The 25,571-nt window shown below is 33.1% G+C and carries 22 protein-coding genes and 1 pseudogene; all 23 read left to right on the forward strand.

Annotated features, from left to right (window positions below):
- Positions 1–80 precede the first annotated feature (80 nt).
- The 23 genes and pseudogenes from ftsA to ACJQQZ_RS03195 all read left to right on the forward strand — a co-directional run bounded on the left by ftsA (position 81) and on the right by ACJQQZ_RS03195 (position 25,218).
- Complete coding sequence (gene ftsA / locus ACJQQZ_RS03085; protein WP_002450626.1) at positions 81–1,478, forward strand: cell division protein FtsA; 1,398 nt, start codon at positions 81–83, stop codon at positions 1,476–1,478.
- Positions 1,479–1,510: 32 nt separating this feature from the next.
- Positions 1,511–2,686: a cell division protein FtsZ gene (gene ftsZ, locus ACJQQZ_RS03090; protein ID WP_145505170.1), complete on the forward strand. Its 1,176-nt coding sequence runs from the start codon at positions 1,511–1,513 to the stop codon at positions 2,684–2,686.
- A gap of 247 nt (positions 2,687–2,933) precedes the next feature.
- On the forward strand, positions 2,934–3,737 hold the full coding sequence (gene pgeF, locus ACJQQZ_RS03095; RefSeq protein ID WP_124228377.1) for a peptidoglycan editing factor PgeF: 804 nt from the start codon (positions 2,934–2,936) through the stop codon (positions 3,735–3,737).
- 8 nt (positions 3,738–3,745) lie between these two features.
- Positions 3,746–4,408 carry a YggS family pyridoxal phosphate-dependent enzyme gene (locus ACJQQZ_RS03100; RefSeq protein ID WP_185291350.1) on the forward strand — a complete coding sequence of 221 codons (663 nt, stop codon included), beginning with the start codon at positions 3,746–3,748 and terminating at the stop codon, positions 4,406–4,408.
- Between the two features lie 2 nt (positions 4,409–4,410).
- Entirely contained in the window at positions 4,411–5,004 is a 594-nt protein-coding gene (locus ACJQQZ_RS03105) for a cell division protein SepF (protein ID WP_100066968.1), read from the forward strand.
- An 11-nt stretch (positions 5,005–5,015) separates the two neighbouring features.
- Complete coding sequence (locus ACJQQZ_RS03110; protein ID WP_408023063.1) at positions 5,016–5,309, forward strand: YggT family protein; 294 nt, start codon at positions 5,016–5,018, stop codon at positions 5,307–5,309.
- Between the two features lie 178 nt (positions 5,310–5,487).
- Positions 5,488–6,219, forward strand: coding sequence for a YlmH family RNA-binding protein (locus ACJQQZ_RS03115; RefSeq protein WP_080496595.1), 732 nt, complete (start codon positions 5,488–5,490; stop codon positions 6,217–6,219).
- A gap of 23 nt (positions 6,220–6,242) precedes the next feature.
- The gene (locus ACJQQZ_RS03120) at positions 6,243–6,896 is read left to right on the forward strand and encodes a DivIVA domain-containing protein (protein ID WP_002450619.1); all 654 of its coding nucleotides are present in this window, start codon (positions 6,243–6,245) and stop codon (positions 6,894–6,896) included.
- A 227-nt stretch (positions 6,897–7,123) separates the two neighbouring features.
- On the forward strand, positions 7,124–9,874 hold the full coding sequence (gene ileS / locus ACJQQZ_RS03125) for an isoleucine--tRNA ligase (protein ID WP_124228374.1): 2,751 nt from the start codon (positions 7,124–7,126) through the stop codon (positions 9,872–9,874).
- Positions 9,875–10,098: 224 nt separating this feature from the next.
- Positions 10,099–10,893, forward strand: coding sequence for a VOC family protein (locus ACJQQZ_RS03130; RefSeq protein WP_107533195.1), 795 nt, complete (start codon positions 10,099–10,101; stop codon positions 10,891–10,893).
- Positions 10,894–10,897: 4 nt separating this feature from the next.
- On the forward strand, positions 10,898–11,374 hold the full coding sequence (locus ACJQQZ_RS03135; protein WP_408023064.1) for a CHAP domain-containing protein: 477 nt from the start codon (positions 10,898–10,900) through the stop codon (positions 11,372–11,374).
- Positions 11,375–11,926: 552 nt separating this feature from the next.
- Positions 11,927–12,403, forward strand: coding sequence for a signal peptidase II (lspA, locus tag ACJQQZ_RS03140; RefSeq protein WP_075779019.1), 477 nt, complete (start codon positions 11,927–11,929; stop codon positions 12,401–12,403).
- Positions 12,404–12,414: 11 nt separating this feature from the next.
- On the forward strand, positions 12,415–13,332 hold the full coding sequence (locus ACJQQZ_RS03145) for an RluA family pseudouridine synthase (RefSeq protein ID WP_075779020.1): 918 nt from the start codon (positions 12,415–12,417) through the stop codon (positions 13,330–13,332).
- 223 nt (positions 13,333–13,555) lie between these two features.
- Positions 13,556–14,691: pseudogene (locus ACJQQZ_RS03150) on the forward strand (low temperature requirement protein A).
- 392 nt (positions 14,692–15,083) lie between these two features.
- Positions 15,084–15,611, forward strand: coding sequence for a bifunctional pyr operon transcriptional regulator/uracil phosphoribosyltransferase PyrR (pyrR, locus tag ACJQQZ_RS03155; protein WP_075779022.1), 528 nt, complete (start codon positions 15,084–15,086; stop codon positions 15,609–15,611).
- 184 nt (positions 15,612–15,795) lie between these two features.
- Positions 15,796–17,088 (forward strand): uracil-xanthine permease family protein, encoded by a 1,293-nt coding sequence (locus tag ACJQQZ_RS03160; protein ID WP_124228371.1) that lies wholly within the window; start codon positions 15,796–15,798, stop codon positions 17,086–17,088.
- A gap of 24 nt (positions 17,089–17,112) precedes the next feature.
- Positions 17,113–17,994: an aspartate carbamoyltransferase catalytic subunit gene (locus ACJQQZ_RS03165; RefSeq protein ID WP_145505173.1), complete on the forward strand. Its 882-nt coding sequence runs from the start codon at positions 17,113–17,115 to the stop codon at positions 17,992–17,994.
- Positions 17,995–18,012: 18 nt separating this feature from the next.
- Positions 18,013–19,290, forward strand: coding sequence for a dihydroorotase (locus tag ACJQQZ_RS03170; RefSeq protein ID WP_124228369.1), 1,278 nt, complete (start codon positions 18,013–18,015; stop codon positions 19,288–19,290).
- Positions 19,291–20,391: a carbamoyl phosphate synthase small subunit gene (locus ACJQQZ_RS03175; protein ID WP_124228368.1), complete on the forward strand. Its 1,101-nt coding sequence runs from the start codon at positions 19,291–19,293 to the stop codon at positions 20,389–20,391.
- Positions 20,384–23,557: a carbamoyl-phosphate synthase large subunit gene (gene carB, locus ACJQQZ_RS03180; protein ID WP_002450605.1), complete on the forward strand. Its 3,174-nt coding sequence runs from the start codon at positions 20,384–20,386 to the stop codon at positions 23,555–23,557. Before ACJQQZ_RS03175 ends, carB begins: the two co-directional genes overlap by 8 nt.
- 107 nt (positions 23,558–23,664) lie before the next feature.
- Positions 23,665–24,357 (forward strand): orotidine-5'-phosphate decarboxylase, encoded by a 693-nt coding sequence (pyrF, locus tag ACJQQZ_RS03185; RefSeq protein WP_049425264.1) that lies wholly within the window; start codon positions 23,665–23,667, stop codon positions 24,355–24,357.
- On the forward strand, positions 24,358–24,969 hold the full coding sequence (gene pyrE, locus ACJQQZ_RS03190) for an orotate phosphoribosyltransferase (protein ID WP_002450603.1): 612 nt from the start codon (positions 24,358–24,360) through the stop codon (positions 24,967–24,969).
- Positions 24,970–24,993: 24 nt separating this feature from the next.
- On the forward strand, positions 24,994–25,218 hold the full coding sequence (locus ACJQQZ_RS03195; protein WP_107532444.1) for a hypothetical protein: 225 nt from the start codon (positions 24,994–24,996) through the stop codon (positions 25,216–25,218).
- The last annotated feature ends 353 nt before the right edge of the window (positions 25,219–25,571 follow it).

The following is a 25,571-nucleotide window of genomic DNA, read 5'->3' on the forward strand; positions in this document are numbered from 1 at the left end:
TTATAGTTCACAAGCTTATCAACGTATTGTAAACTAAACATAGTGTATTTTAATAGTAACTTGTCAGGAGGTGCCTATCTATGGAGGAACATTACTATGTAAGCATAGATATTGGTTCATCAAGTGTTAAAACAATAGTAGGCGAAAAATTTCACAATGGAATAAATGTGATAGGTACAGGACAAACCTATACAAGCGGTATAAAAAATGGTTTAATTGATGACTTTGATATTGCTAGACAAGCTGTCAAGGATACAATTAAAAAGGCTTCTATCGCTTCAGGTGTAGACATCAAAGAAGTATTCTTAAAATTACCTATCATAGGAACTGAAGTGTATGATGAATCAAATGAAATAGAATTTTATGAAGATACTGAAATTAACGGAACTCACATTGAATCTGTACTTGAGGGTATTAGAGATAAAAATGATGTTCCTGAAACAGAAGTGATTAACGTTTTCCCAATTCGATTTGTTGTAGATAAGGAAAATGAAGTATCAGATCCAAAAGAATTAATCGCAAGACACTCACTTAAAGTGGATGCTGGCGTTATTGCTATTCAAAAATCAATTTTAATTAATATGATTAAATGTGTTGAATCATGTGGTGTAGATGTATTAGATGTATATTCTGATGCATATAACTACGGATCAATCTTATCAGCAACTGAGAAAGAACTTGGCGCATGTGTGATTGATATCGGTGAAGATTTAACACAAATTGCCTTCTATGAACGTGGCGAATTAGTAGATGCTGATTCAATAGAAATGGCTGGTCGTGATATTACTGATGATGTGGCACAAGGTTTAAATACGTCATATGACACGGCTGAAAAGATAAAACATCAATATGGACATGCATTTTATGATTCAGCTTCAAGCCAAGATGTATTCACAGTAGATCAAATTGATAGTGAAGAACATGTTCAGTATACTCAAAAAGATTTAAGCGACTTTATTGAAGCAAGAGTTGAAGATATATTCTTCGAAGTATTTGATGTATTACAAGAGTTAGGTTTAACTAAAGTTAACGGTGGTTTCGTTGTAACAGGTGGTTCAGCTAATCTATTAGGCGTAAGAGAATTATTACAAGATATGGTTAGTGAAAAAGTGAGAATTCACACACCTTCACAAATGGGAATTAGAAAACCAGAATTTTCATCTGCGATTTCTACTATTTCTAGTAGTATCACTTTTGATGAGTTATTAGATTATGTTACAATTAATTATCATGATAATGAGGAATTTGAAGAGGAAGTTATCGAATCTGATGAAAGAGATACTGACTCTAAATCAAGCGGTTTCGATTGGTTCAAACGCAAATCGAACAAAAAAGATGTTTATGAGGATGAGCCTGAAGCACCTCATGAAGAATATGACGACCGCGAAGCTCATCTAGAAGAAGATCATCATAATGCTCAAGGTAAAGACAAAGAAGAAGGTAAATTTAAAAAACTCATGAAATCTTTATTTGAATGATTATTGGCCATTAAAACTAGGAGGAAATTTAAATGTTAGAATTTGAACAAGGATTTAATCATTTAGCGACTTTAAAAGTCATCGGTGTAGGCGGCGGCGGTAACAATGCTGTAAACCGTATGATTGACCACGGAATGAATAATGTAGAATTTATCGCTATTAATACGGATGGACAAGCTTTAAACTTATCTAAAGCTGAATCAAAAATCCAAATTGGTGAAAAATTAACTCGTGGATTAGGTGCTGGTGCTAACCCAGAAATTGGTAAAAAAGCTGCTGAAGAATCACGCGAACAAATTGAAGATGCTATCCAAGGTGCAGATATGGTATTCGTAACTGCAGGTATGGGTGGCGGTACTGGTACTGGTGCTGCTCCTGTAGTAGCTAAGATTGCTAAAGAAATGGGAGCATTAACAGTTGGTGTTGTTACTCGTCCATTTGGTTTCGAAGGACGTAAACGTCAAACACAAGCTGCTGCCGGCGTTGAATCAATGAAAGCTGCTGTAGATACATTAATCGTTATTCCTAACGACCGTTTATTAGATATCGTAGACAAATCAACACCTATGATGGAAGCATTTAAAGAAGCTGACAACGTATTACGTCAAGGTGTACAAGGTATCTCTGATTTAATCGCTGTATCTGGTGAAGTTAACTTAGACTTTGCTGACGTTAAGACAATCATGTCTAACCAAGGTTCAGCATTAATGGGTATTGGTGTTTCATCTGGTGAAAATAGAGCAGTTGAAGCAGCTAAAAAAGCAATTTCTTCCCCATTACTTGAAACATCAATTGTTGGTGCTCAAGGTGTGCTTATGAATATTACTGGTGGCGAATCACTTTCATTATTCGAAGCACAAGAAGCTGCGGATATCGTACAAGATGCTGCAGATGAAGATGTAAATATGATCTTCGGTACAGTAATCAATCCAGAATTACAAGATGAAATTGTAGTAACAGTTATTGCTACTGGATTTGAAGATAAACCATCATCTCAAGGTCGTAAAGCGTCTAGTACTGGATTTGGTTCAAGTGTAAATAGCACTTCATCAACTTCTTCAGTTGGTAAAGAAGAATCAATGAGCAGTTCTGCATCAAGTTCATCATCTGATAGTGTGACTGAAAGAAGTCATACGACTAAAGACGATGATATTCCAAGCTTTATCAAAAACAGAGAAGAAAGACGTTCAAGAAGAACAAGACGTTAATCGTATCTTAACCATAATATTTAAAGTCATCAGAATTATTTCTGATGACTTTTTAATTTATTTGAATAGTGATTTTTAAATAGTCGTTGAAGCATAATTTAATTGTTTTTAAAATAATTAGTTTTAAGAATAAAAATAATAGTTTTAATTTAAATACGAATAAGAATGCTATATAATAGTTCTATAAAACATATTTAGACACTTTAATCGTTATTAATGAAAATTCATACTTAAGGTTGTGAAATAGTTGACTGAAAAATTTATAAAACAAAATCATTTTTTAGCATATAAAGACGATAAAATGACACATACTACTCTTGGTTTTACGACACGTGAGGGTGGCTTAAGTATGTATCCTGAAAAAGCCTTTAATATGGCTAGATATGTTGATGATCGACAAGAAAACATTACACATCATCAAACCATATTAGCTAATATGATTGGCTTCCCCCGTAATGAATGGGTTTTTCCGATACAAACACATGAGAATAAAATTGCTAAGATAACATCGATTGATAAAGGTGTAAATATTGATGCTATTACGAATGATTTACATGGTATAGATGGATTGTATACATATGAGCCCAATATATTATTAACGATGTGTTACGCAGATTGTGTGCCTGTTTATTTCTATAGCGAGAAGCATCATTATATTGGACTCGCTCATGCAGGTTGGCGTGGTACATACGGAGAAATCGTTAAAGAAATGGTTCGACATATTGATTTTGATTTAACTGACTTAAATGTAGTTATCGGTCCAGCTACATCTAATTCATATGAGATTAATGATGATATTAAATTGAAATTTGAAAGTCTAGATATTGATACAACTCAATTTATTGATACACGTGATAGTGATAGACACGGTATAGATTTAAAAAAGGCCAACTCATTATTATTACAAAGTGTAGGTGTACCGGAAAGTAATATTTATATTACAGACTATGCTACATCTGAAAACTTAGATTATTTCTTTTCTTATAGAGTTGAAAAAGGACAAACTGGACGAATGTTAGCCTTTATAGGAAGAAAGCAAGGTGATTCATAATGCGTGAAGTGAAAGAGAATCTCGCACAAATCAATTCAGAAATCAATGACCATAGAGAAAAAAGTAACATTTCAACTCAGCCTAACGTGATTGCAGTAACAAAGTATGTTACAATAGAGCGAGCTAAAGAAGCATATCAAGCTGGAATTCGACATTTTGGAGAAAATAGACTTGAAGGGTTTAAAGAGAAAAAAGAAGCATTACCAAAAGATGCTGTACTTCATTTTATTGGCTCTTTACAATCTAGAAAGGTTAAAGATGTCATCAATGATGTTGATTATTTTCATGCTTTAGATAGAATGAGTTTAGCTAAAGAAATTAATAAGCGTGCCGAGCATACAATATCTTGTTTCTTACAAGTGAATGTTTCAGGTGAATCATCCAAACATGGGATTAGTTTAGATGAAGTAAATGCTTTTATTGATGAAATTAAACAATTCGAAAATATAAAAATAGTCGGTTTAATGACGATGGCACCATATACAGATGACGATGGGTACATACAGTCATTATTTAGAAAATTACGAACAAAAAGAGATGAAATTAAACAACTCAATTTAGAATATGCACCATGTGAAGAATTGTCGATGGGTATGAGTAATGACTATCCAATTGCAATTGAAGAAGGTGCAACATTTGTGAGAATTGGGACTAAACTTGTAGGAGAATAGGAGTGAGCCCCTTGGCTTTAAAAGATTTATTTAATGGATTTTTTGTTGTTGAAGATGAAGAAGAAGTGGAAGTACCTGAGGAACGTGAACCTGAGCGTGATCGTAAACCAGAACGTGAAGTAGAATCGCCAAAAGAACCTGTGCAACAACCAGCAGCATCTAAAACAAGTGCGATTAAATCTGTACCTCAAAAAAGTACATCAAGATATAATACAACTTCGGAAGAAAGGAATTATCGTATGAGTAATAATTCTAAATCGAATACAAGAAATGTTGTAACAATGAATAATAACGTTCAATCAAATTATGCTACACAAGAAAGTTCAAAAATGTGTTTATTTGAACCACGTGTTTTCTCAGATACACAAGATATCGCAGATGAATTAAAAAATCGTCGTGCGACATTAGTTAACTTACAACGAATCGACAAAGTATCTGCAAAACGTATCATTGATTTCTTAAGTGGTACTGTTTATGCCATTGGTGGCGATATCCAACGTGTTGGTACAGATATTTTCTTATGTACGCCTGATAACGTCGAAGTTGCTGGTAGTATTACAGATCATATTGAAAACATGGAGCAACATTACGAATAAGGAGCTAACGTATGGACATTGGATTACTTAATACAATTTTCCAATTTATCATTTGGATTGTCCAAATTTATTATTTTGGTATGATTGTATATTTCTTTACATCTTGGGTACCAAGTATACGTGAATCTAAATTTGGTGAAATACTGGGAAAAATTTATGAACCATTTTTAGAACCATTTAGAAAAATCATTCCTCCGATTGGAATGATTGATATTTCATCAATTGCTGCAATTATAGTATTAGTTTTATTCCATAGAGGACTAGTAACTATTTTTAACATGATTTTAGCTTATTTAGCGAGATAGTTAGAATAAACAGCAATATAGATATGATGATCATAAACGAGGTGATTGGAAGCATTCCATGTTGCCTCGTTTTATTATTGTTTAGATATAAAAATGATATTTTAAATAAATCACATTAAATTTAAGTGAGGGATGAGCAATCGATATTTATCAACATTTTAGAAAAGAAGAACAAAGCATGATTGATATTTTAATTGATAAATGTGAACAAGCTGAACGTCACTATTCGCCTGTACTAACCACATTCCTAGACCCAAGAGGGCAATATATTTTAGAAGTGATAGTCGGCAGTTACGAAGATTTGAAAGTATATTTTAATGGTGGACCGAGAGCAGAACGACAACGTGCCGTGATTGCACCATCATATTATGAACCAGATGAAAGTGACTTTGAACTCACATTAATTGAAATAGATTATCCTGAAAAGTTTGTAACTATTCAACATCAACACGTTTTAGGTACGTTGATGTCTTTAGGAATCGATAGAAGTCAACTTGGCGATATCATTGTTGGAGAACGTATTCAATTTGTTTTGACAAAAGCATTAGAATCATTTATTATGTTAGAATTCACTAGAATCAAAGGTGCTACAATTAAACTTAATTCTATTCCGTTGAAAGATATGATACAATCAGAAGAGAATTGGAAGATTCACAGTTCAACAGTGAGTGCACTTAGACTTGATGTTGTATTAAAAGACATGATTCATAAATCAAGATCTATTGCGAAACAACTTATAGAGAAGAAGAGAGTCAAAGTGAATCATACCATTATTGATTCACCAGATTTTCAATTAGAAATGAATGACTTACTTTCCATACAAGGATTCGGAAGAGCTCAAGTAACCGATATTGGTGGAAGAACGAAAAAAGATAAAATACACATAACCTATCATACATTATTTAAATAGTGTAAAATTAAGGAGGATACACAATGCCTTTTACACCAAGTGAAATTAAAAGCAAAGAGTTTACTCGTGTGAAAAATGGTTTAGAACCTACTGAAGTTGCAAACTATTTAGACCAGTTAAGTACTGAAATAGAACGTTTAAAAGAAGATAAAAAACAACTTGAAAAAGTCATCGAAGAAAGAGATACTAATATTAAGTCTTATCAAGATGTTCACCAATCAGTTAGCGATGCTTTAGTACAAGCTCAAAAAGCTGGTGAAGAAACAAAATTAGCAGCGAATAAGGATGCAGAGGCAACAATTGCTAAAGCACAAGCGCAAGCAGACCAAATTGTTAACGATGCAATCGAGAAAGCACGTCGCTTAGCTTTCCAAACTGAAGATATGAAACGACAATCTAAAGTATTTAGATCACGTTTCCGTATGCTAGTTGAAGCGCAATTAGACTTATTGAAGAATGAAGATTGGGATTACTTATTAAATTATGATTTAGATGCTGAACAGGTCACTTTAGAAGATATTCATCATTTGAATGATAACGATTTAACAGAAGAAGAAAAAGCTATGAAAAATAATGCGCAAAGTCAATCACAATCAACACAAACTTCAGAGACTACATCAACGTCTCAAAGCGATTCAACAAGTACAAGTCAATCCGAATCAACGAGTTTAAAATAATAATTAAATTTGAAGTCAGACACGTAAGAAACACTACACTTATTACAGCGAATTAGGAAATGGTGTGAGCCTAATATAAGACTGTTTCTTATATCACTGACTGATAATGATGAATAAAGAACCAAGAGAGAACTCTAAGTTGAGTTAATCAGGGTGGTACCGCGGTATAACCGTCCCTGTTAATTGAACTTAGAGTTCTTTTTTATAATTAGGAGGAATGAAAGTATATGAATTATAAAGATACGTTATTAATGCCCAAAACAGAATTTCCAATGCGAGGCGGTTTACCAAATAAAGAACCAAAAATCCAAGAGCAATGGGATGCAGACAATCAATATCAAAAAGCTTTAGAGAAAAACAAAGGTAATGCCTCATATATTTTACACGATGGACCACCATACGCGAATGGTAGTTTACATATGGGTCATGCATTAAACAAAATTATTAAAGACTTTATTGTACGTTATAAAACAATGCAAGGTTTTTATGCACCATATGTTCCAGGTTGGGATACACATGGTCTTCCAATTGAACAAGCATTGACTAAAAAAGGTGTAGATCGTAAAAAAATGTCTACAGCCGAATTTAGAGAAAAATGTAAAGAATTCGCTCTAGAGCAAATTGAAATTCAAAAGAAAGATTTCAAACGTCTAGGTGTACGTGGTGACTTTAACGATCCATATATCACATTGAAACCTGAATATGAAGCTGCTCAAATTCGATTATTCGGTGAAATGGCAGAAAAAGGACTTATTTATAAAGGTAAAAAGCCAGTCTATTGGTCACCATCTAGTGAATCATCTCTAGCAGAAGCGGAAATCGAATATCATGATAAACGTTCAGCATCAATTTACGTTGCATTTGATGTTAAAGATGATAAAGGTGTAGTAGATAAAGATGCTCAATTCATTATCTGGACAACTACACCTTGGACAATTCCTTCTAATGTTGCGATTACTGTTCATCCGGAATTAAAATACGGACAATACAATGTAAATGGCAAAAAATATATTATTGCTCAAGCATTAGCTGAAACAGTAGCAGAAGCTTTAGAATGGGATCAAGATACGATTCAACTTGAAAAAGAATTTACAGGTAAAGAATTGGAATATGTTGAAGCACAACATCCATTCTTAGATCGTACTTCATTAGTTATTAACGGTGAACATGTTACAACTGATGCTGGTACAGGTTGTGTTCATACAGCACCTGGACACGGGGAAGACGACTACATTGTTGGACAAAAATATGATTTACCAGTGATTAGTCCATTAAATGATAAAGGTGTCTTCACTGAAGAAGGTGGACCTTTTGAAGGTATGTTCTATGATAAAGCGAATAAAGCAGTAACAGACTTATTAACTGAGAAAGATGCATTGTTAAAATTAAACTTTATTACGCATAGTTATCCTCACGATTGGAGAACGAAAAAACCAGTTATCTTCCGTGCAACACCACAATGGTTTGCATCTATTAATAAAGTGAGACAAGACATTTTAGATGCAATTGAAGATACTCAATTTAAAGTAGATTGGGGTAAAACACGTATTTATAATATGATTCGTGACCGTGGTGAATGGGTAATTTCACGTCAACGTGTTTGGGGCGTACCACTTCCTGTGTTTTATGCAGAAAATGGTGACATCATCTTGACCAAAGAAACTGTAAATCACGTTGCAGATTTATTTGAACAACATGGTTCTAATATTTGGTTTGAAAAAGAAGCCAAAGATTTATTACCTGAAGGCTTCACACATCCAGGTAGTCCAAATGGTGAATTTACGAAAGAAAATGACATCATGGATGTTTGGTTTGATTCTGGTTCATCTCATAGAGGTGTGCTTGAAACACGTCCAGAATTAAGTTTCCCAGCTGACTTATACTTTGAAGGTAGTGACCAATACCGTGGTTGGTTTAACTCATCTATTACAACTTCTGTTGCTACAAGAGGACAAGCACCATATAAATTCTTATTATCTCATGGTTTCGTTATGGACGGAGAAGGTAAGAAAATGAGTAAATCATTAGGTAATGTCATCGTTCCTGATCAAGTCGTTAAACAAAAAGGTGCTGATATTGCACGTCTTTGGGTAAGTAGTACAGACTATTTAGCAGATGTACGTATTTCAGATGAAATCTTAAAACAAACATCTGATGTATATCGTAAAATCAGAAATACATTAAGATTTATGTTAGGTAATGTGAGTGATTTCAATCCTGAAACTGATAGCATTGCTGAAGCGGAGTTATTAGAAGTAGATCGTTATTTATTACATCGTTTACGTGAATTTACTGCAAGTACAATTAACAATTATGAAAACTTTGATTATCTTAATATCTATCAAGAAGTTCAAAACTTTATTAATGTTGAATTAAGTAACTTCTACTTAGATTATGGTAAAGATATTCTATATATCGAAGAACGTTCTTCACATAAACGTCGTAGTATGCAAACAGTACTTTATCAAATCTTAGTTGATATGACTAAGTTGCTTGCACCAATTTTAGTGCATACAGCAGAGGAAGTTTGGTCACATACACCTCACGTTAAAGAGGAAAGTGTTCACTTAGCTGATATGCCTAAAGTTGAAGAGGTAGATCAACAATTATTAGATAAATGGAATACATTTATGAATTTACGTGATGATGTGAACCGTGCTTTAGAAGCAGCACGTAATGAAAAAGTAATTGGTAAATCATTAGAAGCTAAAGTTGTGATTGGTAGTAATCAAGACTTTAATGCTACAGAGTTCTTACAACAATTTGATGATTTACAACAATTATTCATTACGTCACAAGCGGAGGTTGTTGATCAAGTTGATAACGGCGTATCATATCAACATGGTGACATCCGTATTGAACATGCAGAAGGTGAAAAATGTGAAAGATGTTGGAACTATAGTGATCAATTAGGTTCTGTTGGTGAACTAGATCATTTATGTCCACGTTGCCAAGAAGTCGTTAAAACACTAATTTAATCGTTAATGTAATATTCAAACTGTTAGCAAAGTCGAATGATTTTGCTAACAGTTTTTATTTTGCAACGACTTGAGACAGTATGGGTATAAATAAATCGTATTGATAAGCATTGCAATTAAGTTGCTTTTGTTTTGATTTTTTTTGCATAATATTTAAAATATGAGTCATAATTCATAAGTAAAGATAGTTATATAGATAAGTTATTTTGAAAGAGGTACATGGAATGTTTCATAATAAAGATGCAAATTTTGTCAACGGAATAACGATTAATGTGAGAGATAAAGATGCGCTAAAACCATTTTACGAACAGATTTTAGGATTTAATATTGTCAATGAAACGATGACAAGTATTCAATATGAAGTGGGCATGTCAAACCATTTTATTACTTTAAATGAAATTGCTAATGGTAGAGAACCTCTAATGTCAGAAGCTGGGTTATTCAATATAGGCATTATGCTGCCTTCATTATCGGATTTAGCTGATTTGTTAGTACAATTAAGCGACTATGAAATCCCGGTAAATGGTGGGGAACAAAGTGTAGCCACATCTCTATTTATCGAAGATCCAGAAGGAAATGGTTTGAAGTTCTATGTCGATCAAGATTTTGAAGAATGGCATTATGAAGATGACAAAGTGTTACTTAATATCGTACCAATTAATGTACCACGTTTATTAAATGAAGTATCAGATGAAAAATGGCATGGTATACCAGATGACGCAAAAATAGGTACCTTGCATTTGAAGTCGATTCGTATTTCTGAAGTTAAACCATACTATTTCAATTATTTTGGTTTGGAAGAATCTGCGTATATGGATGATTACTCGCTCTTTTTATCCTCACAACATTATCATCATCATTTAGCACTAAATCAATGGATTTCTGGAACCAAACGGGTGGATAATGCACATTCTTATGGCTTAGCGCTTGTAGACTTTCATTATCCTGAAACGACACATTTAAATATCAAAGGACCAGATGGGATATACTTTAGATTTAATTTTATAAAAGAAGCGTGATGAAGTGAAGAAAAGTATTGTTTGGATGTTATTTATTACGATTAGCCTAACGCTAGCAGCAATTTTTGATGGTTTGAATAATCAAGATATGACTGAACCTAAAAATCATTTATTCGATTTTAATCCGATGAAATATAATACGTATCAAAAAGGACAATGTACATATTATGTTTTCGATAAGGTGAGAGAAGACCATCATCAAATTGCAAACTCTTGGCATGACGCTAAAGATTGGGCGAAAAATGCTAAAAAAGATCAATATAAAGTCAATCAACATCCTAAAGAAGGTTCGATTTTACAGACGACTGAAGGGAAATATGGTCATGTAGCCTATATTGAAAAAGTGAACGAGGATCAATCATTATACATTTCAGAAATGAATTTTAAAAAGCCATATGAAATATCAAATAGAACTATACCAGCGAATGACGTTGATCAATATCAATATATTCATACTAAAGAAAATCAACATATATCCTAATGATGAAATGAGTGCAGGCTAGGATATTAATATATTTCAAGTTACATTCATATTTAGGCAGTAGTTGACTTACACATGCGTATTGACTCATGTGTTCAAATTAAGCTTTAGAGGTATACATGAACTAAAGTTCATGCATAAAACCGTCTAAGTAATAAATTACAAAGACGGTCTAATGTACTAAGCTTTTTCATTTCAAGTCAACCTTGCCGTGAGGACGGGCCCCAAACATAGAGAGTTTCGAAAAGAAAATCTACAGACAATGCAAGTTGGGGATGGACAACGATAAAGAAATACTTTTTCTTTAGAAATTAGTATTTCTTATGCATGAGTTTCACTCATGTATTTCTATTTTAAAGTACACATTAGCTGTGGCAAATGCGTAAGAACCACTTCATCATAAATGATTAGTGTTTCTTTATTATTTCTGCCTTACTCCTATATGTTTTAGCAAATATTTATTATGAAGCTAACCTGTTTTTATACTCTTGTTTAAGATATAATGAAAGTTGTTGTAAAAAGTGATGAATGGTTCTGAATGGAGGAACATGAATGAAAAAGAAATATTATGTCGGTATTTCATTACTCGTAGCCTTTTTAATCATAGTCATTGACCAAGTGACAAAATGGATTATTGCTAGTTCAATGAAAATAGGCGATTCTTACGAAGTGATACCCAATTTTTTAAATATAACGTCACATAGAAATAATGGTGCTGCTTGGGGAATATTAAGCGGTAAAATGTTCTTCTTTTATATTATTACAGTGATTATTTTAATTGTGCTCGTATTGTTCTTTATAAAAGAAGCGCAATATAATTTATTTATGCAGTTAGCGATAAGTTTATTATTTGCAGGTGCTTTAGGAAATTTCATTGATCGTTTATTAAATGGAGAAGTTGTTGATTTTATTGATACAAATATTTTTGGATATGATTTTCCTATCTTCAATGTAGCCGATTCAAGTTTAACAATTGGTGTGATATTAGTCATTATTGCACTACTTAAAGATACAACAAATAAAGGTTAGGAGGTCTGATTATGGAAACGTATGAATATACGATTACAGATAGTAATCATGTTGGACAGAGATTAGATAAAGTATTACCAGAATTAAATAGTGATTGGTCACGTAGCCAAATTCAAGATTGGATTAAAGAAGATCTTGTGAAAGTTAATGACAAAGTGGTCAAACCCAATTATAAAGTGAAGCAAAATGACAATATCGTTGTGACTGAACAAGAAGTCGTTGAAGCAGATATCACACCGGAAAATTTAAATCTTGATATATATTATGAAGATGATGATGTAGCTATTGTTTATAAACCAAAAGGGATGGTAGTTCATCCATCACCAGGCCATTACACTGGTACGTTAGTTAATGGGTTGATGTATCAAATTAAAAATTTATCTGGTATTAACGGTGAAATTCGTCCAGGTATCGTGCATCGTATTGATATGGATACATCTGGTTTATTGATGGTTGCTAAAAATGACATTGCACACCGTGGTTTAGTTGAACAATTAATGGCTAAATCAGTTAAGCGTAAATATGTTGCATTAGTTCATGGTAATATTCCACATGACTATGGAACAGTGGATGCACCTATTGGACGTAATAAAAAAGACCGTCAAGCGATGGCAGTAGTAGATGATGGAAAAGAAGCAGTAACACATTTTAACGTTTTAGAACATTTTAAAGATTATACTTTAATAGAATGTGAACTCGAAACAGGCCGTACGCACCAAATTCGTGTGCATATGAAATATATCGGTTTCCCATTAGTTGGAGACCCTAAATATGGTCCTAAAAAAACATTAGATATTGGCGGACAAGCCTTACATGCAGGTGTAATAGGATTTGAGCATCCAGTTACTCATGAATATATTGAAAGAACAGCAGAGTTACCTCAAGAATTTGAAGATTTATTAGCCGATATTAGAAAAAGAGATGCCTAGAAAATGGCATAAAAATAATAAATACTATCACAGCTCTTAAATGATATCCCATTGTCATTTAGGGGCTTTTTTATAATCAAAAGAAATATGTTAAATAATGTAGAAAGTTCATTTATAGAGTAATCATAAAATGAGTTTTAGTTTCTATAGAATAAAATATATGAACATAACATGTAATATGCTATGATATGTTGAAAACAAAGTGAAAGTAGGAACAAACTTTATGGAAACATCGTATCAACCTCGACATTTACAAGAGAAAAGTGCGGGATTTCATGAATTATTTTTTGATTTAATATTTGTTTATGCAATGCAGAAGATGGCACATGTCATTTTAAATGTACATGGGGGGACCATATCATCTGAATTATTTTTAAAGTATATCATTATGAGTGTGTTTTTATGGATATTATGGTCGCATCAAACATTTTATACAAATAGATTTGGAGAAACGACAACTAAAGATGTCATATTTATGATGTTTAACTTGTTTGTATTAGTATTTTTATCAAATAGTTTATATCCTGATTTCGAAAAAACATTCTTTCCATTCTTTCTATGTATTGGAATTCTATATTTGAGTATAAGTATTCAATATAGTTTACATTTAAATAAAACAAAGCATAAATCTGATTATAAAACGTGTCAGGCATTTGCAATTGTTGCATTAATCGTTGCAATCCTTTCATTAGTATCTCTTGTATTACCAAAAAGTATTCATTATATTCCAGGGTTTTTAGGATTATTTATTGCTTCAACAGGCTTGATTCCATACCGAAAATATTTATATCAATCACCTGTGAATTTATCACATTTAGTTGAAAGATTCTCGTTGTTGACGATTATTATATTTGGTGAGGTTTTAGTTGGTTTAACATCTATATTAGTATTGAGCATTTCAATTATATTTATATATTTCAATTTTTAATCGTTGTAAGTTTATTCGGAACATATTGGTTAGTGACTGAAAGTCATATTAATTTACATCAAACGACCATTGGTTTCCAACTCGTTTATACACACTTATTAATTAATATCGCATTAGGTATTTTAAATGCTGCTGTTATTTTTAGTGATTCTCATCAGTTAAGTTCAAAGTTTGAAATCTGTATGATGCATGGTAGTATTTTATTATTTTATATTGGTGTTTGGATTAATACGACATATTTTCATAAAGAACTTAAAAACATCAAATATATTATTATCGGCGCAATACTGTTGGTTTTATCATTTATCATTAGTATGATTTTTAATGGTTATCAAGATGTAATGATTATCAGTATCGCAATTGCAAATACTTTAGTTATGCTTTTGTATTATAAAAATATAAAAAAACGTACCAAGTCTGTGATTAAATAAAATACCGCTAGCGATGCAAATGACATAATATAGTAAACATTTAAAAAATGTTAATCAATCAAGTATTTTATTAGAAAAGACGTTGACTATTTGCAACTTTAGGATTAAACTAATAACAGTTTAAATATAAAAGTAGTCTTTAAAGATAAGTCCAGAGAGGCTTCAAAGACATGAAAATGATACTGATATACATGATTGTTATTAATTTAATGAGATGATAACTAACGATCAATCATTGAATGATTGCATAACAAACAGTTAAGAATATGTGTGGAATATTGTTTAGTTACACTAGGGCTAAATTGATATCACGCATTATCTATATATCAACCTCATGTCTTTGTTAAAGACGTGAGGTTTTTTTGATATGAATAAGAGATAGAGGTGAGACAATGTCTGAACGTATCATAATGGATGAAGCAGCAATTCAACGTACAGTTACTCGAATTGCACATGAAATATTAGAGTATAACAAAGGTACTGAGAATTTGGTATTACTAGGCATTAAAACACGTGGTGCATATTTAGCTTATCGTATTCAAGAAAAAATAAATATGATAGAGCAACAACTTGTACCAACAGGCACAATTGATATTACACAATTCCGTGATGATATCGATCATGTTTCGAAGCAATCATTCGACAAAGCTTTTGAAATAGATGTAGATATTACAGGAAAAGTTGTTATTATCATTGATGACGTCTTATACACTGGAAGAACGGTTAGAGCGTCATTAGATGCCATCTTATTACATGAGAGACCAATTAAAATTGGATTAGCTACGCTAGTTGATCGAGGCCACAGAGAGCTTCCAATTCGCGCAGATTTTGTAGGAAAAAATATACCAACTGCACGCGATGAATCCGTTAAAGTGTACTTAACTGAAAAGGATTCAACTAATGCAGTTATAATAGAATAATATCCCTTTTAAAGCAGTACGAGAGACTGAAAAAGGTGAAATGAATATATGAGCAAAGTAGTTACAATAGAATTATTATGTTAACTACTGTATTTAAATAGCTTAAATACTTCATATCATTCGCTTTAGTCTCTTTGCATAACTGTATGTAAAGAGATTTTTTTATGAAAGGAAATGAATCACCATGGAAAATGAACAAATGTTTGAAAGAACGGTACAACCAGTATTAGATGTACAAGACAAACCAAAGCCAGCACAGTGGGCGTTTTTAAGCTTGCAACACTTATTTGCAATGTTTGGATCGACAGTACTTGTACCATTTTTAACCGGACTGCCTATTTCAGCAGCATTATTAGCATCAGGAATTGGAACTTTGTTATACATACTTATTACCAAAGCTAAAATTCCAGCATATTTGGGATCTAGCTTTGCATTTATCACACCAATCATTACGGGATTAAGTACACATAGTTTAGGAGACATGTTAGTCGCACTCTTCATGAGTGGTTTAATGTACGTCATTATTGGTTTCTTAATGCGTTTTAGTGGGACAGGTTGGTTGATGCACTTATTACCACCAGTTGTAGTTGGACCTGTCATTATGGTCATTGGATTAAGCCTTGCACCAACTGCAGTTAACATGGCAATGTATGAAAATTCTGCAGACATGAAAGGTTATAACTTAAGCTATTTAGTCGTTGCATTAATTACGCTGATTGTAACAATCGTTGTACAAGGATTCTTCAAAGGATTCTTATCATTAATTCCTGTATTAATAGGGATCATAGTGGGTTATATCGTCTCTATCTTTATGGGATTGGTTAAATTTGCACCGATTGCAAAAGCAAAATGGTTAGCATTCCCGGATATTTACTTACCATTTAAAGATTATGTACCTTCCTTCCATTTAGGATTAGTGCTTGTCATGATTCCAGTTGTATTTGTAACTGTCAGTGAGCACATCGGACATCAAATGGTAATCAACAAAATTGTAGGTAAAAACTTCTTTAAAGATCCAGGTTTAGATAAATCAATCATAGGTGACGGTGTATCCACAATGGTTGCAAGTATTATAGGTGGACCACCAAGTACAACTTATGGTGAAAACATTGGTGTATTAGCGATCACGAAAATTTACAGTATCTATGTCATTGGTGGTGCTGCAGTCATCGCAATCGTACTTGCATTCATTGGTAAATTTACAGCACTTATTTCTTCCATACCAACACCGGTTATGGGTGGCGTGTCAATATTATTATTTGGCATTATCGCAGCAAGTGGTTTAAGAATGATTGTAGAAAGCAACGTTGATTTTGCTAACAATAGAAACTTAGTGATTGCATCAGTCATCTTAGTTATTGGAATAGGAAATTTATTAATCAATTTAAAAGGTATCGGCGTTAACTTACAACTTGAAGGAATGGCATTATCAGCTTTATCAGGTATTATCTTAAATTTAATCTTACCTAAAAAATAGTTAGATATTCTGAGGAGGCAAACAATGGAACATTTATTATCAATGGAAGATTTATCAAACGATGAAATTTATAGCTTAGTCAAAAAAGCAAGTCAGTTTAAATCTGGAGAAGTTAATGTACCACAATACAAAGATCATTTTGTAGCTAATTTGTTCTTTGAAAATTCAACAAGAACAAAATGTAGTTTTGAAGTTGCCGAACAAAAACTAGGATTGAATTTAGTTAATTTTGAAACGAGTACGTCGTCTGTACAAAAAGGAGAATCACTATATGATACTTGTAAGACATTAGAAAGTATTGGTGTAAACTTGTTAGTAATCAGACACTCTCAAAATGCATATTATGACGATTTGGAAGGACTAAATATACCTATTGCCAATGGTGGTGATGGTAGTGGACAACACCCGACTCAAAGCCTACTTGATTTAATGACTATTTATGAAGAATACGGAAAATTCGAAGGTTTAAACGTATTAATTTGTGGTGATATTAAAAATTCACGTGTTGCTAGAAGTAATTTCCATAGTTTAAAAGCTTTAGGTGCAAATGTCATGTTCGCGAGTCCTGATGAATGGGTAGATGATACAATAGAAGCATCATACGTTAACATTGATGATGTGATTGAAAAAGTTGATATTGTGATGTTACTTAGAGTTCAGCACGAAAGACACGGCATTACAGGAAAAGCTAACTTTGAAGCTGAAAATTATCATCAACAATATGGGTTAACTAAGGAAAGATATGATAAATTAAAGAAAGAAGCTATTGTCATGCATCCAGCTCCAGTCAATAGAGGTGTTGAAATTGAAAGTGACCTAGTAGAGGCACCTCAATCACGCATCTTTAAACAAATGGAAAATGGCATGTATTTAAGAATGGCAGTCGTTGATGAGCTTTTAAAATAAGGAAGGGGTATTTAAATCATGAAACTAATTAAGAACGGTAAAATTATAAAAAATGGAAAATTAAAAAATACGGATATTCTTATTGACGGTAAAAGAATTAAAACGATTAGCAGTAAAATTGATTCTTCATCTGAAAATATTGAAGTTATAGATGCTAAAGGAAATTTAATCGCGCCTGGATTTGTAGATGTTCATGTACATTTACGTGAACCAGGTGGAGAACATAAAGAAACAATTGAAACTGGTACGAAAGCAGCTGCAAGAGGTGGTTTTACAACTATCTGTCCAATGCCAAATACAAGACCAGTACCAGATTCAGTGGAAAATATAAGAGCGTTAAGAGAAAAAATCAAAGATTCAGCACAAATTCGTGTCTTACCATACGCTTCTATTACAACTAGACAAGCAGGTAAAGAGTTAGTAGATTTCCAAGCTTTAGCAGATGAAGGTGTGTTTGCCTTTACTGATGATGGCGTTGGTGTACAACAAGCAAGTATGATGTATGCTGCTATGAAACAAGCTGCAAAAGTGAAAAAACCTATCGTAGCACATTGTGAAGATAATAGTTTAATATACGGTGGTGCTATGCACAAAGGTAAACGTAGTGAGGAATTAGGTATTCCAGGTATCCCAAATGTATGTGAATCAGTTCAAATTGCCCGAGACGTTCTATTAGCAGAAGCGACAGGTTGTCATTACCATGTATGTCACGTTTCTACTAAAGAAAGTGTTCGTGTCATTCGTGACGCTAAAAAAGCAGGCATTCATGTAACTGCAGAAGTAACACCTCATCACTTATTATTAACTGAAAATGATGTGCCAGGTGATGATGCAAATTACAAAATGAATCCACCATTAAGAAGTACAGAAGATCGTGATGCATTATTAGAAGGTTTATTAGATGGAACAATTGATTGTATCGCAACTGATCATGCACCTCATGCGAAAGAAGAAAAAGAACAACCAATGACAAAAGCATCATTCGGTATTGTAGGTAGTGAAACTGCATTCCCATTATTATATACGCACTTTGTTAGAAATGGTAATTGGTCATTAAAACAATTAATCGATTACTTAACAATTAAACCGGCAACTATCTTTAATCTTAATTATGGTAAATTGCATAAAGATAGTTACGCAGACATCACAATTATTGATTTAGAAAATGAAAAAGAAATTAAAAGTGAAGATTTCTTATCTAAAGCTGACAACACACCATTTATTGGTGAAAAAGTATTCGGACATCCGGTATTAACAATGGTTAAAGGTGAAGTAGTATTTAAGGAGGAAAAATAGATGCTTTCAAAACGTTATCTAGTATTTGAAGACGGCTCTTATTATGAAGGGTATCAATTAGGTTCAGATGAACTTTCAATTGGCGAAATTGTATTTAATACAGCTATGACAGGTTATCAAGAAACGATTTCGGATCCATCATATACGGGTCAAATTATTACATTTACGTACCCATTAATTGGAAATTACGGTATCAATAGAGATGATTTTGAATCTTTAACTCCAACATTGAATGGTGTTGTTGTGAAAGAAGCAAGTACACATCCTAGTAATTTTCGTAATCAAAAGACTTTACACGAAGTATTAGTACAATACCAAATACCAGGTATCTCAGGGGTAGATACAAGAAGTATTACCCGTAAGATTCGTCAACACGGTGTATTAAGAGCCGGATTCACAGATAACAAAGCTGACATTGAAAGCTTAGTCCAACATCTAAAAACGACTGAATTACCTAGAGATGAAGTATCGACAGTTTCTACAAAAACATCTTATGTTTCTACAGGTTCAGATTTAAGTGTTGTCTTACTCGACTTTGGTAAAAAACAAAATATCGTTCGAGAGTTAAACATGCGTGGTTGTAATGTGACTGTTGTACCTTATAACACATCTGCAGAAGAAATCATCAAAATGTCTCCAGACGGTGTAATGCTATCTAATGGTCCTGGAGATCCAGAAGAAATTGATGTTGCTGTGAAAATGATTAACGGTATTCTTGGCAAAATTCCATTCTTTGGTATTTGCCTAGGCCACCAATTATTTGCTTTATCTCAAGGTGCTACATCATTCAAAATGAAGTTTGGACATAGAGGTGCCAACCACCCTGTTAAAAACTTAAGAACAGGTAAAGTCGACATTACAAGTCAAAACCACGGTTATTCAATTGACCGAGATTCATTAGAAAATACAGACTTAGAAGTCACTCATATTGCATTAAATGATGGTACTGTTGAAGGCTTAAGACATAAAACGTTACCTGCCTTTTCAGTTCAGTATCATCCAGAAGCAAGACCAGGTCCAAGTGATTCTAATTATTTATTTGACGAGTTTATTACTATGATGAATGAGTTCATCGAAAAGGAGCGTAATGTAAATGCCTAAGCGTAACGATATTCAAACAATTTTAGTAGTAGGATCGGGCCCAATTATTATTGGCCAAGCTGCGGAATTTGATTATGCAGGAACTCAAGCCTGTCTTGCACTTAAAGAAGAAGGGTATAGAGTGATCTTGGTTAACTCTAACCCAGCTACAATTATGACTGATAAAGAAATTGCAGATAAAGTATATATTGAACCTTTAACACATGATTTTATTGCACGTATCATTCGTAAAGAACAACCTGATGCTTTGTTACCAACTTTAGGTGGTCAAACAGGTTTAAATATGGCGATTCAGTTACATGACAGTGGTGTATTAGCTGCTAATAATGTGAAACTACTGGGAACCGAATTAGAATCAATTCAACAAGCTGAAGACCGTGAACTATTTAGAACATTGATGAATGATTTAGATGTTCCTGTACCAGAAAGTGATATTGTAAACACAGTTGAACAAGCTTTTAAATTTAAAGAAGAAGTGGGTTATCCATTAATCGTTCGACCAGCCTTTACAATGGGTGGTACAGGTGGCGGTATTTGCTATAACGATGATGATTTAAAAGAAGTTGTAACAAATGGTTTACATTATAGTCCAGCTACACAATGTTTAATTGAAAAATCAATTGCAGGTTTTAAAGAAATTGAATATGAAGTTATGCGTGATAAAAATGATAATGCCATTGTAGTATGTAATATGGAAAACATTGACCCAGTGGGTATCCATACAGGTGATTCCATTGTGGTTGCACCAAGTCAAACATTATCAGACGTGGAATACCAAATGCTAAGAGACGTTTCATTAAAAGTTATTCGAGCTTTAGGCATCGAAGGTGGATGTAATGTTCAATTAGCGTTAGATCCAGATTCATTTAATTACTATATTATTGAAGTCAATCCACGTGTATCTCGTTCATCAGCATTAGCATCTAAAGCAACAGGTTATCCAATTGCCAAACTAGCTGCAAAGATTGCTGTTGGATTAACATTAGATGAAATGTTAAACCCAATTACAGGTACTTCATATGCAGCATTTGAACCGACATTGGATTATGTAATCTCTAAAATTCCACGTTTCCCATTTGATAAATTTGAAAAAGGTGAACGCGAATTAGGCACACAAATGAAAGCAACAGGTGAAGTAATGGCAATCGGCCGTACCTACGAAGAATCATTACTCAAAGCAATTCGTTCATTAGAATATGGTGTGCATCACTTAGGATTACCAAATGGAGAAAGTTTTGATTTAGATTACATTAAAGAAAGAATTAGTCATCAGGATGACGAAAGATTATTCTTCATCGGTGAAGCCATTCGTCGTGGTACAACACTAGAAGAAATTCATAATATGACTAAAATTGACTATTTCTTCTTAAATAAATTCCAGAATATTATTAATATTGAACATGAATTAAAAGCACATCAAGGCGATTTAGAATATCTTAAATATGCTAAAGATTATGGTTTCAGTGACAAAGTCATTGCTCATCGATTTGATATGACAGAAGAAGACGTCTATCAATTGAGAATTAACAACAATATTACGCCAGTATACAAAATGGTAGATACATGTGCGGCTGAATTCGAATCAACAACACCATATTATTATGGTACCTATGAAACTGAAAATGAATCCATTGTTACAGACAAAGAGAAAATTTTAGTTTTAGGTTCAGGTCCTATTCGTATAGGGCAAGGGGTTGAATTTGACTATGCAACAGTACATGCTGTGTGGGCAATTCAAAATGCTGGATATGAAGCAATTATTGTCAATAATAACCCAGAAACAGTATCAACTGACTTCTCTATTTCAGATAAATTATACTTTGAACCTCTTACTGAAGAAGATGTGATGAGTATCATTAATCTAGAACAACCAAAAGGTGTCGTTGTACAATTTGGAGGACAAACAGCTATTAATTTAGCAGATAAATTAGCTAAACATGGCGTGCAAATTCTAGGAACATCTTTAGAAGATTTAAACAGAGCTGAAGATAGAAAAGAATTTGAAGCGTTATTGCATACGATTGACGTACCACAACCTCAAGGTAAAACTGCGACTTCACCAAAAGAAGCATTAGAAAATGCACGTAATATTGGTTACCCAGTTGTTGTAAGACCTTCATATGTACTTGGTGGTCGTGCAATGGAAATTGTTGATAATGATAAAGAATTAGAAAACTATATGACACAAGCAGTTAAAGCTAGCCCAGAACATCCAGTGTTAGTTGATAGATACTTAACTGGTAAAGAAATCGAAGTCGATGCTATCTCAGATGGTGAAACAGTAATTATTCCAGGTATTATGGAACATATTGAACGTGCAGGTGTCCATAGTGGTGATTCTATCGCAGTATATCCACCTCAAACATTATCTCAAGAAGAAATTGAGACATTAGAAGATTATACGATTCGACTAGCGAAAGGCTTGAATATCGTTGGATTAATTAACATTCAGTTTGTGATTGCACATGACGGTGTTTATGTTTTAGAAGTAAACCCTCGTTCAAGTCGTACTGTACCATTCTTAAGTAAAATCACTGATATTCAAATGGCTCAACTCGCAATGCAAGCCATTATGGGTACAAAATTATCTTCACTTGGTTATAAAGAAGGTATTCAACCGTATTCAGAAGGGGTATTTGTTAAAGCACCAGTATTCAGCTTTAATAAATTGAAAAATGTTGATATCACTTTAGGACCTGAGATGAAATCAACTGGTGAAGTAATGGGTAAAGATCAAACATTAGAAAAAGCGCTATACAAAGGGTTAACAGGTAGTGGATTTGAAGTTAAAGATCATGGAACTGTATTGATGACTGTAAGTGATAAAGATAAAGAAGAAATTGTTAAAATTGCGCATCGTCTTAATGAAGTCGGTTATAAGATTTTAGCCACTAAAGGGACTGCTGAAAAATTAAATCAAAATGATATTCCAGTAGAAGTTGTAGGCAAAATCGGTGGCGAAAATGATTTACTCACTCGTATTCAAAATGGTGATGTACAAATCGTGATCAACACAATGACAAAAGGTAAAGAAGTGGAAAGAGATGGCTTCCAAATTCGTCGTACTACGGTAGAAAATGGTATCCCATGTCTTACATCACTTGATACTGCAAGTGCATTAACAAATGTTATAGAAAGTATGACATTTACAATGAGAAATATGTAAAACAAGTTCAATTAAATAAGCTAAAGTCTACATTTATTTTAAGATAAGTTCTTCAATTCATAGTTTTTAGCTATGGTTGAAGAACTTTCAATATAAGGAGTTACACGATGAAACAATTACCAATTATTGCATTAGATTTTGAATCAGCTGATAAAGTAAATGCATTTTTAGATCAATTCGATGAACCATTATTTGTTAAAGTTGGTATGGAATTATTCTATCAAACCGGACCTGAACTGATTAAATCTATTAAAGATAGAGGACATAGTATTTTCTTGGATTTAAAATTACATGATATTCCAAACACTGTGAGTAAAGCCATGGAAGGTTTAGCGAAGCTAGATGTAGATTTAGTCAATGTGCATGCAGCTGGTGGGAAGGCAATGATGGAAGCGGCTATTAAAGGATTACGTCAACATAATAAACATACCAGAATCATTGCAGTGACTCAGTTAACATCAACTACAGAGACACAGTTACACGAAGAACAAAACATTCAAACGACAATTGAAGAGGCTGTATTAAACTATGCTAAGTTAAGTCAACAAGCTGGTTTAGATGGTGTGGTATGTTCACCACTTGAAGCGGAGTTAATAACTGCTCAACTAGGTAAAGATTTTATGAAGGTTACACCAGGTATTAGACCAGAAGGTGCCGCTCAAAACGACCAAAAGCGTATTACAACTCCCGAGCAAGCAAAACAATTAGGTTCAACACATATTGTCGTTGGACGACCTATAACACAGAGTGATGATCCAGTTAAAAGTTATCAAATTATTAAAGAAAGTTGGTTAGGTTAAATGGCTAAAGAAATTGCAAAGGCATTATTAGATATTAAGGCAGTATCACTTTCACCCAATGATTTATTTACATGGAGTTCAGGAATTAAATCACCTATCTATTGTGATAATCGTGTTACATTAGGTTATCCACTCGTACGTAATGCGATTAGAGATGGTTTAATCAAATTAATTAACGAAAAATTCGAAGATGTAGAAGTGATATCAGGAACTGCGACAGCAGGGATTCCACACGCTGCATATATTTCAGAAAAAATGGAATTACCTATGAACTATGTACGTTCAAAAAGTAAAAGTCATGGTAAGCAAAATCAAATCGAAGGTGCGAAAAGTGAAGGTAAGAAAGTCGTAGTTATAGAAGACTTAATTTCAACTGGCGGTTCTTCAATAACTGCAGTAGATGCATTAAAAGAAAGTGGTGCAGAAGTATTAGGTGTTGTAGCTATCTTTACTTATGGATTAGCCAAAGCTGATGAAACATTTAATGAAGCGAAGATACCTTTCTATACATTAAGTAATTATAATGAGTTAATTGACGTTGCTAAAGAGCAAGGAGAAATTTCTGAAGATGATATTAAGACATTAGTTGAATGGAGAGATAACTTATCATAAGATAAGAGCATAGGTGGGATGACCATGAAAAAACAAAACAATAATAATAATTTGTATACATCCTTAAAACATTGTAATGCATTTTTAAGTAGAGAAGAGGACTATCGTGAAAATGTATACACCGATGCTCAGACTAATGAATCAACGATGGTTCAATTTCAGAAAGAGATGAGCCGAGATGCGTTTGTGCATTCAAGTGATATTTTTAAAAAAGCAAAGCAAGACTTACGCGTAAAAGGCGAGTTGTAAAAAGGCTTTAGTGAAATTACATCTTAATAAGTAGTATGAAATAATAGAGCGGTGTACAGTCAAAGTGTTTAAACAATGATTGTACACCGCTCTATATTGTATATTGTATTAACGAATAAATATTTTAGTTAATAGCCATCCAATGAGTAGAACAATTACTAATATTAATAAAGGTATAAGTACATGTGTCATGTTATGGCCTCCTTTTCACTTAGTTTAATTTTAACTGTTCATAATGATAAGTCAAAATTTATCAACTCTTGTTCGAAAAAAGTTTTGTGAAAACGACCGATTTATAAATAGGTCTTGGACAGAAAATAATCGTTACACATGTTAAACTATATTAAAGAAAA

It is taken from the genome of Staphylococcus sp. KUGN1 (assembly GCF_045984185.1).
GTDB lineage: Bacteria > Bacillota > Bacilli > Staphylococcales > Staphylococcaceae > Staphylococcus > Staphylococcus warneri_A.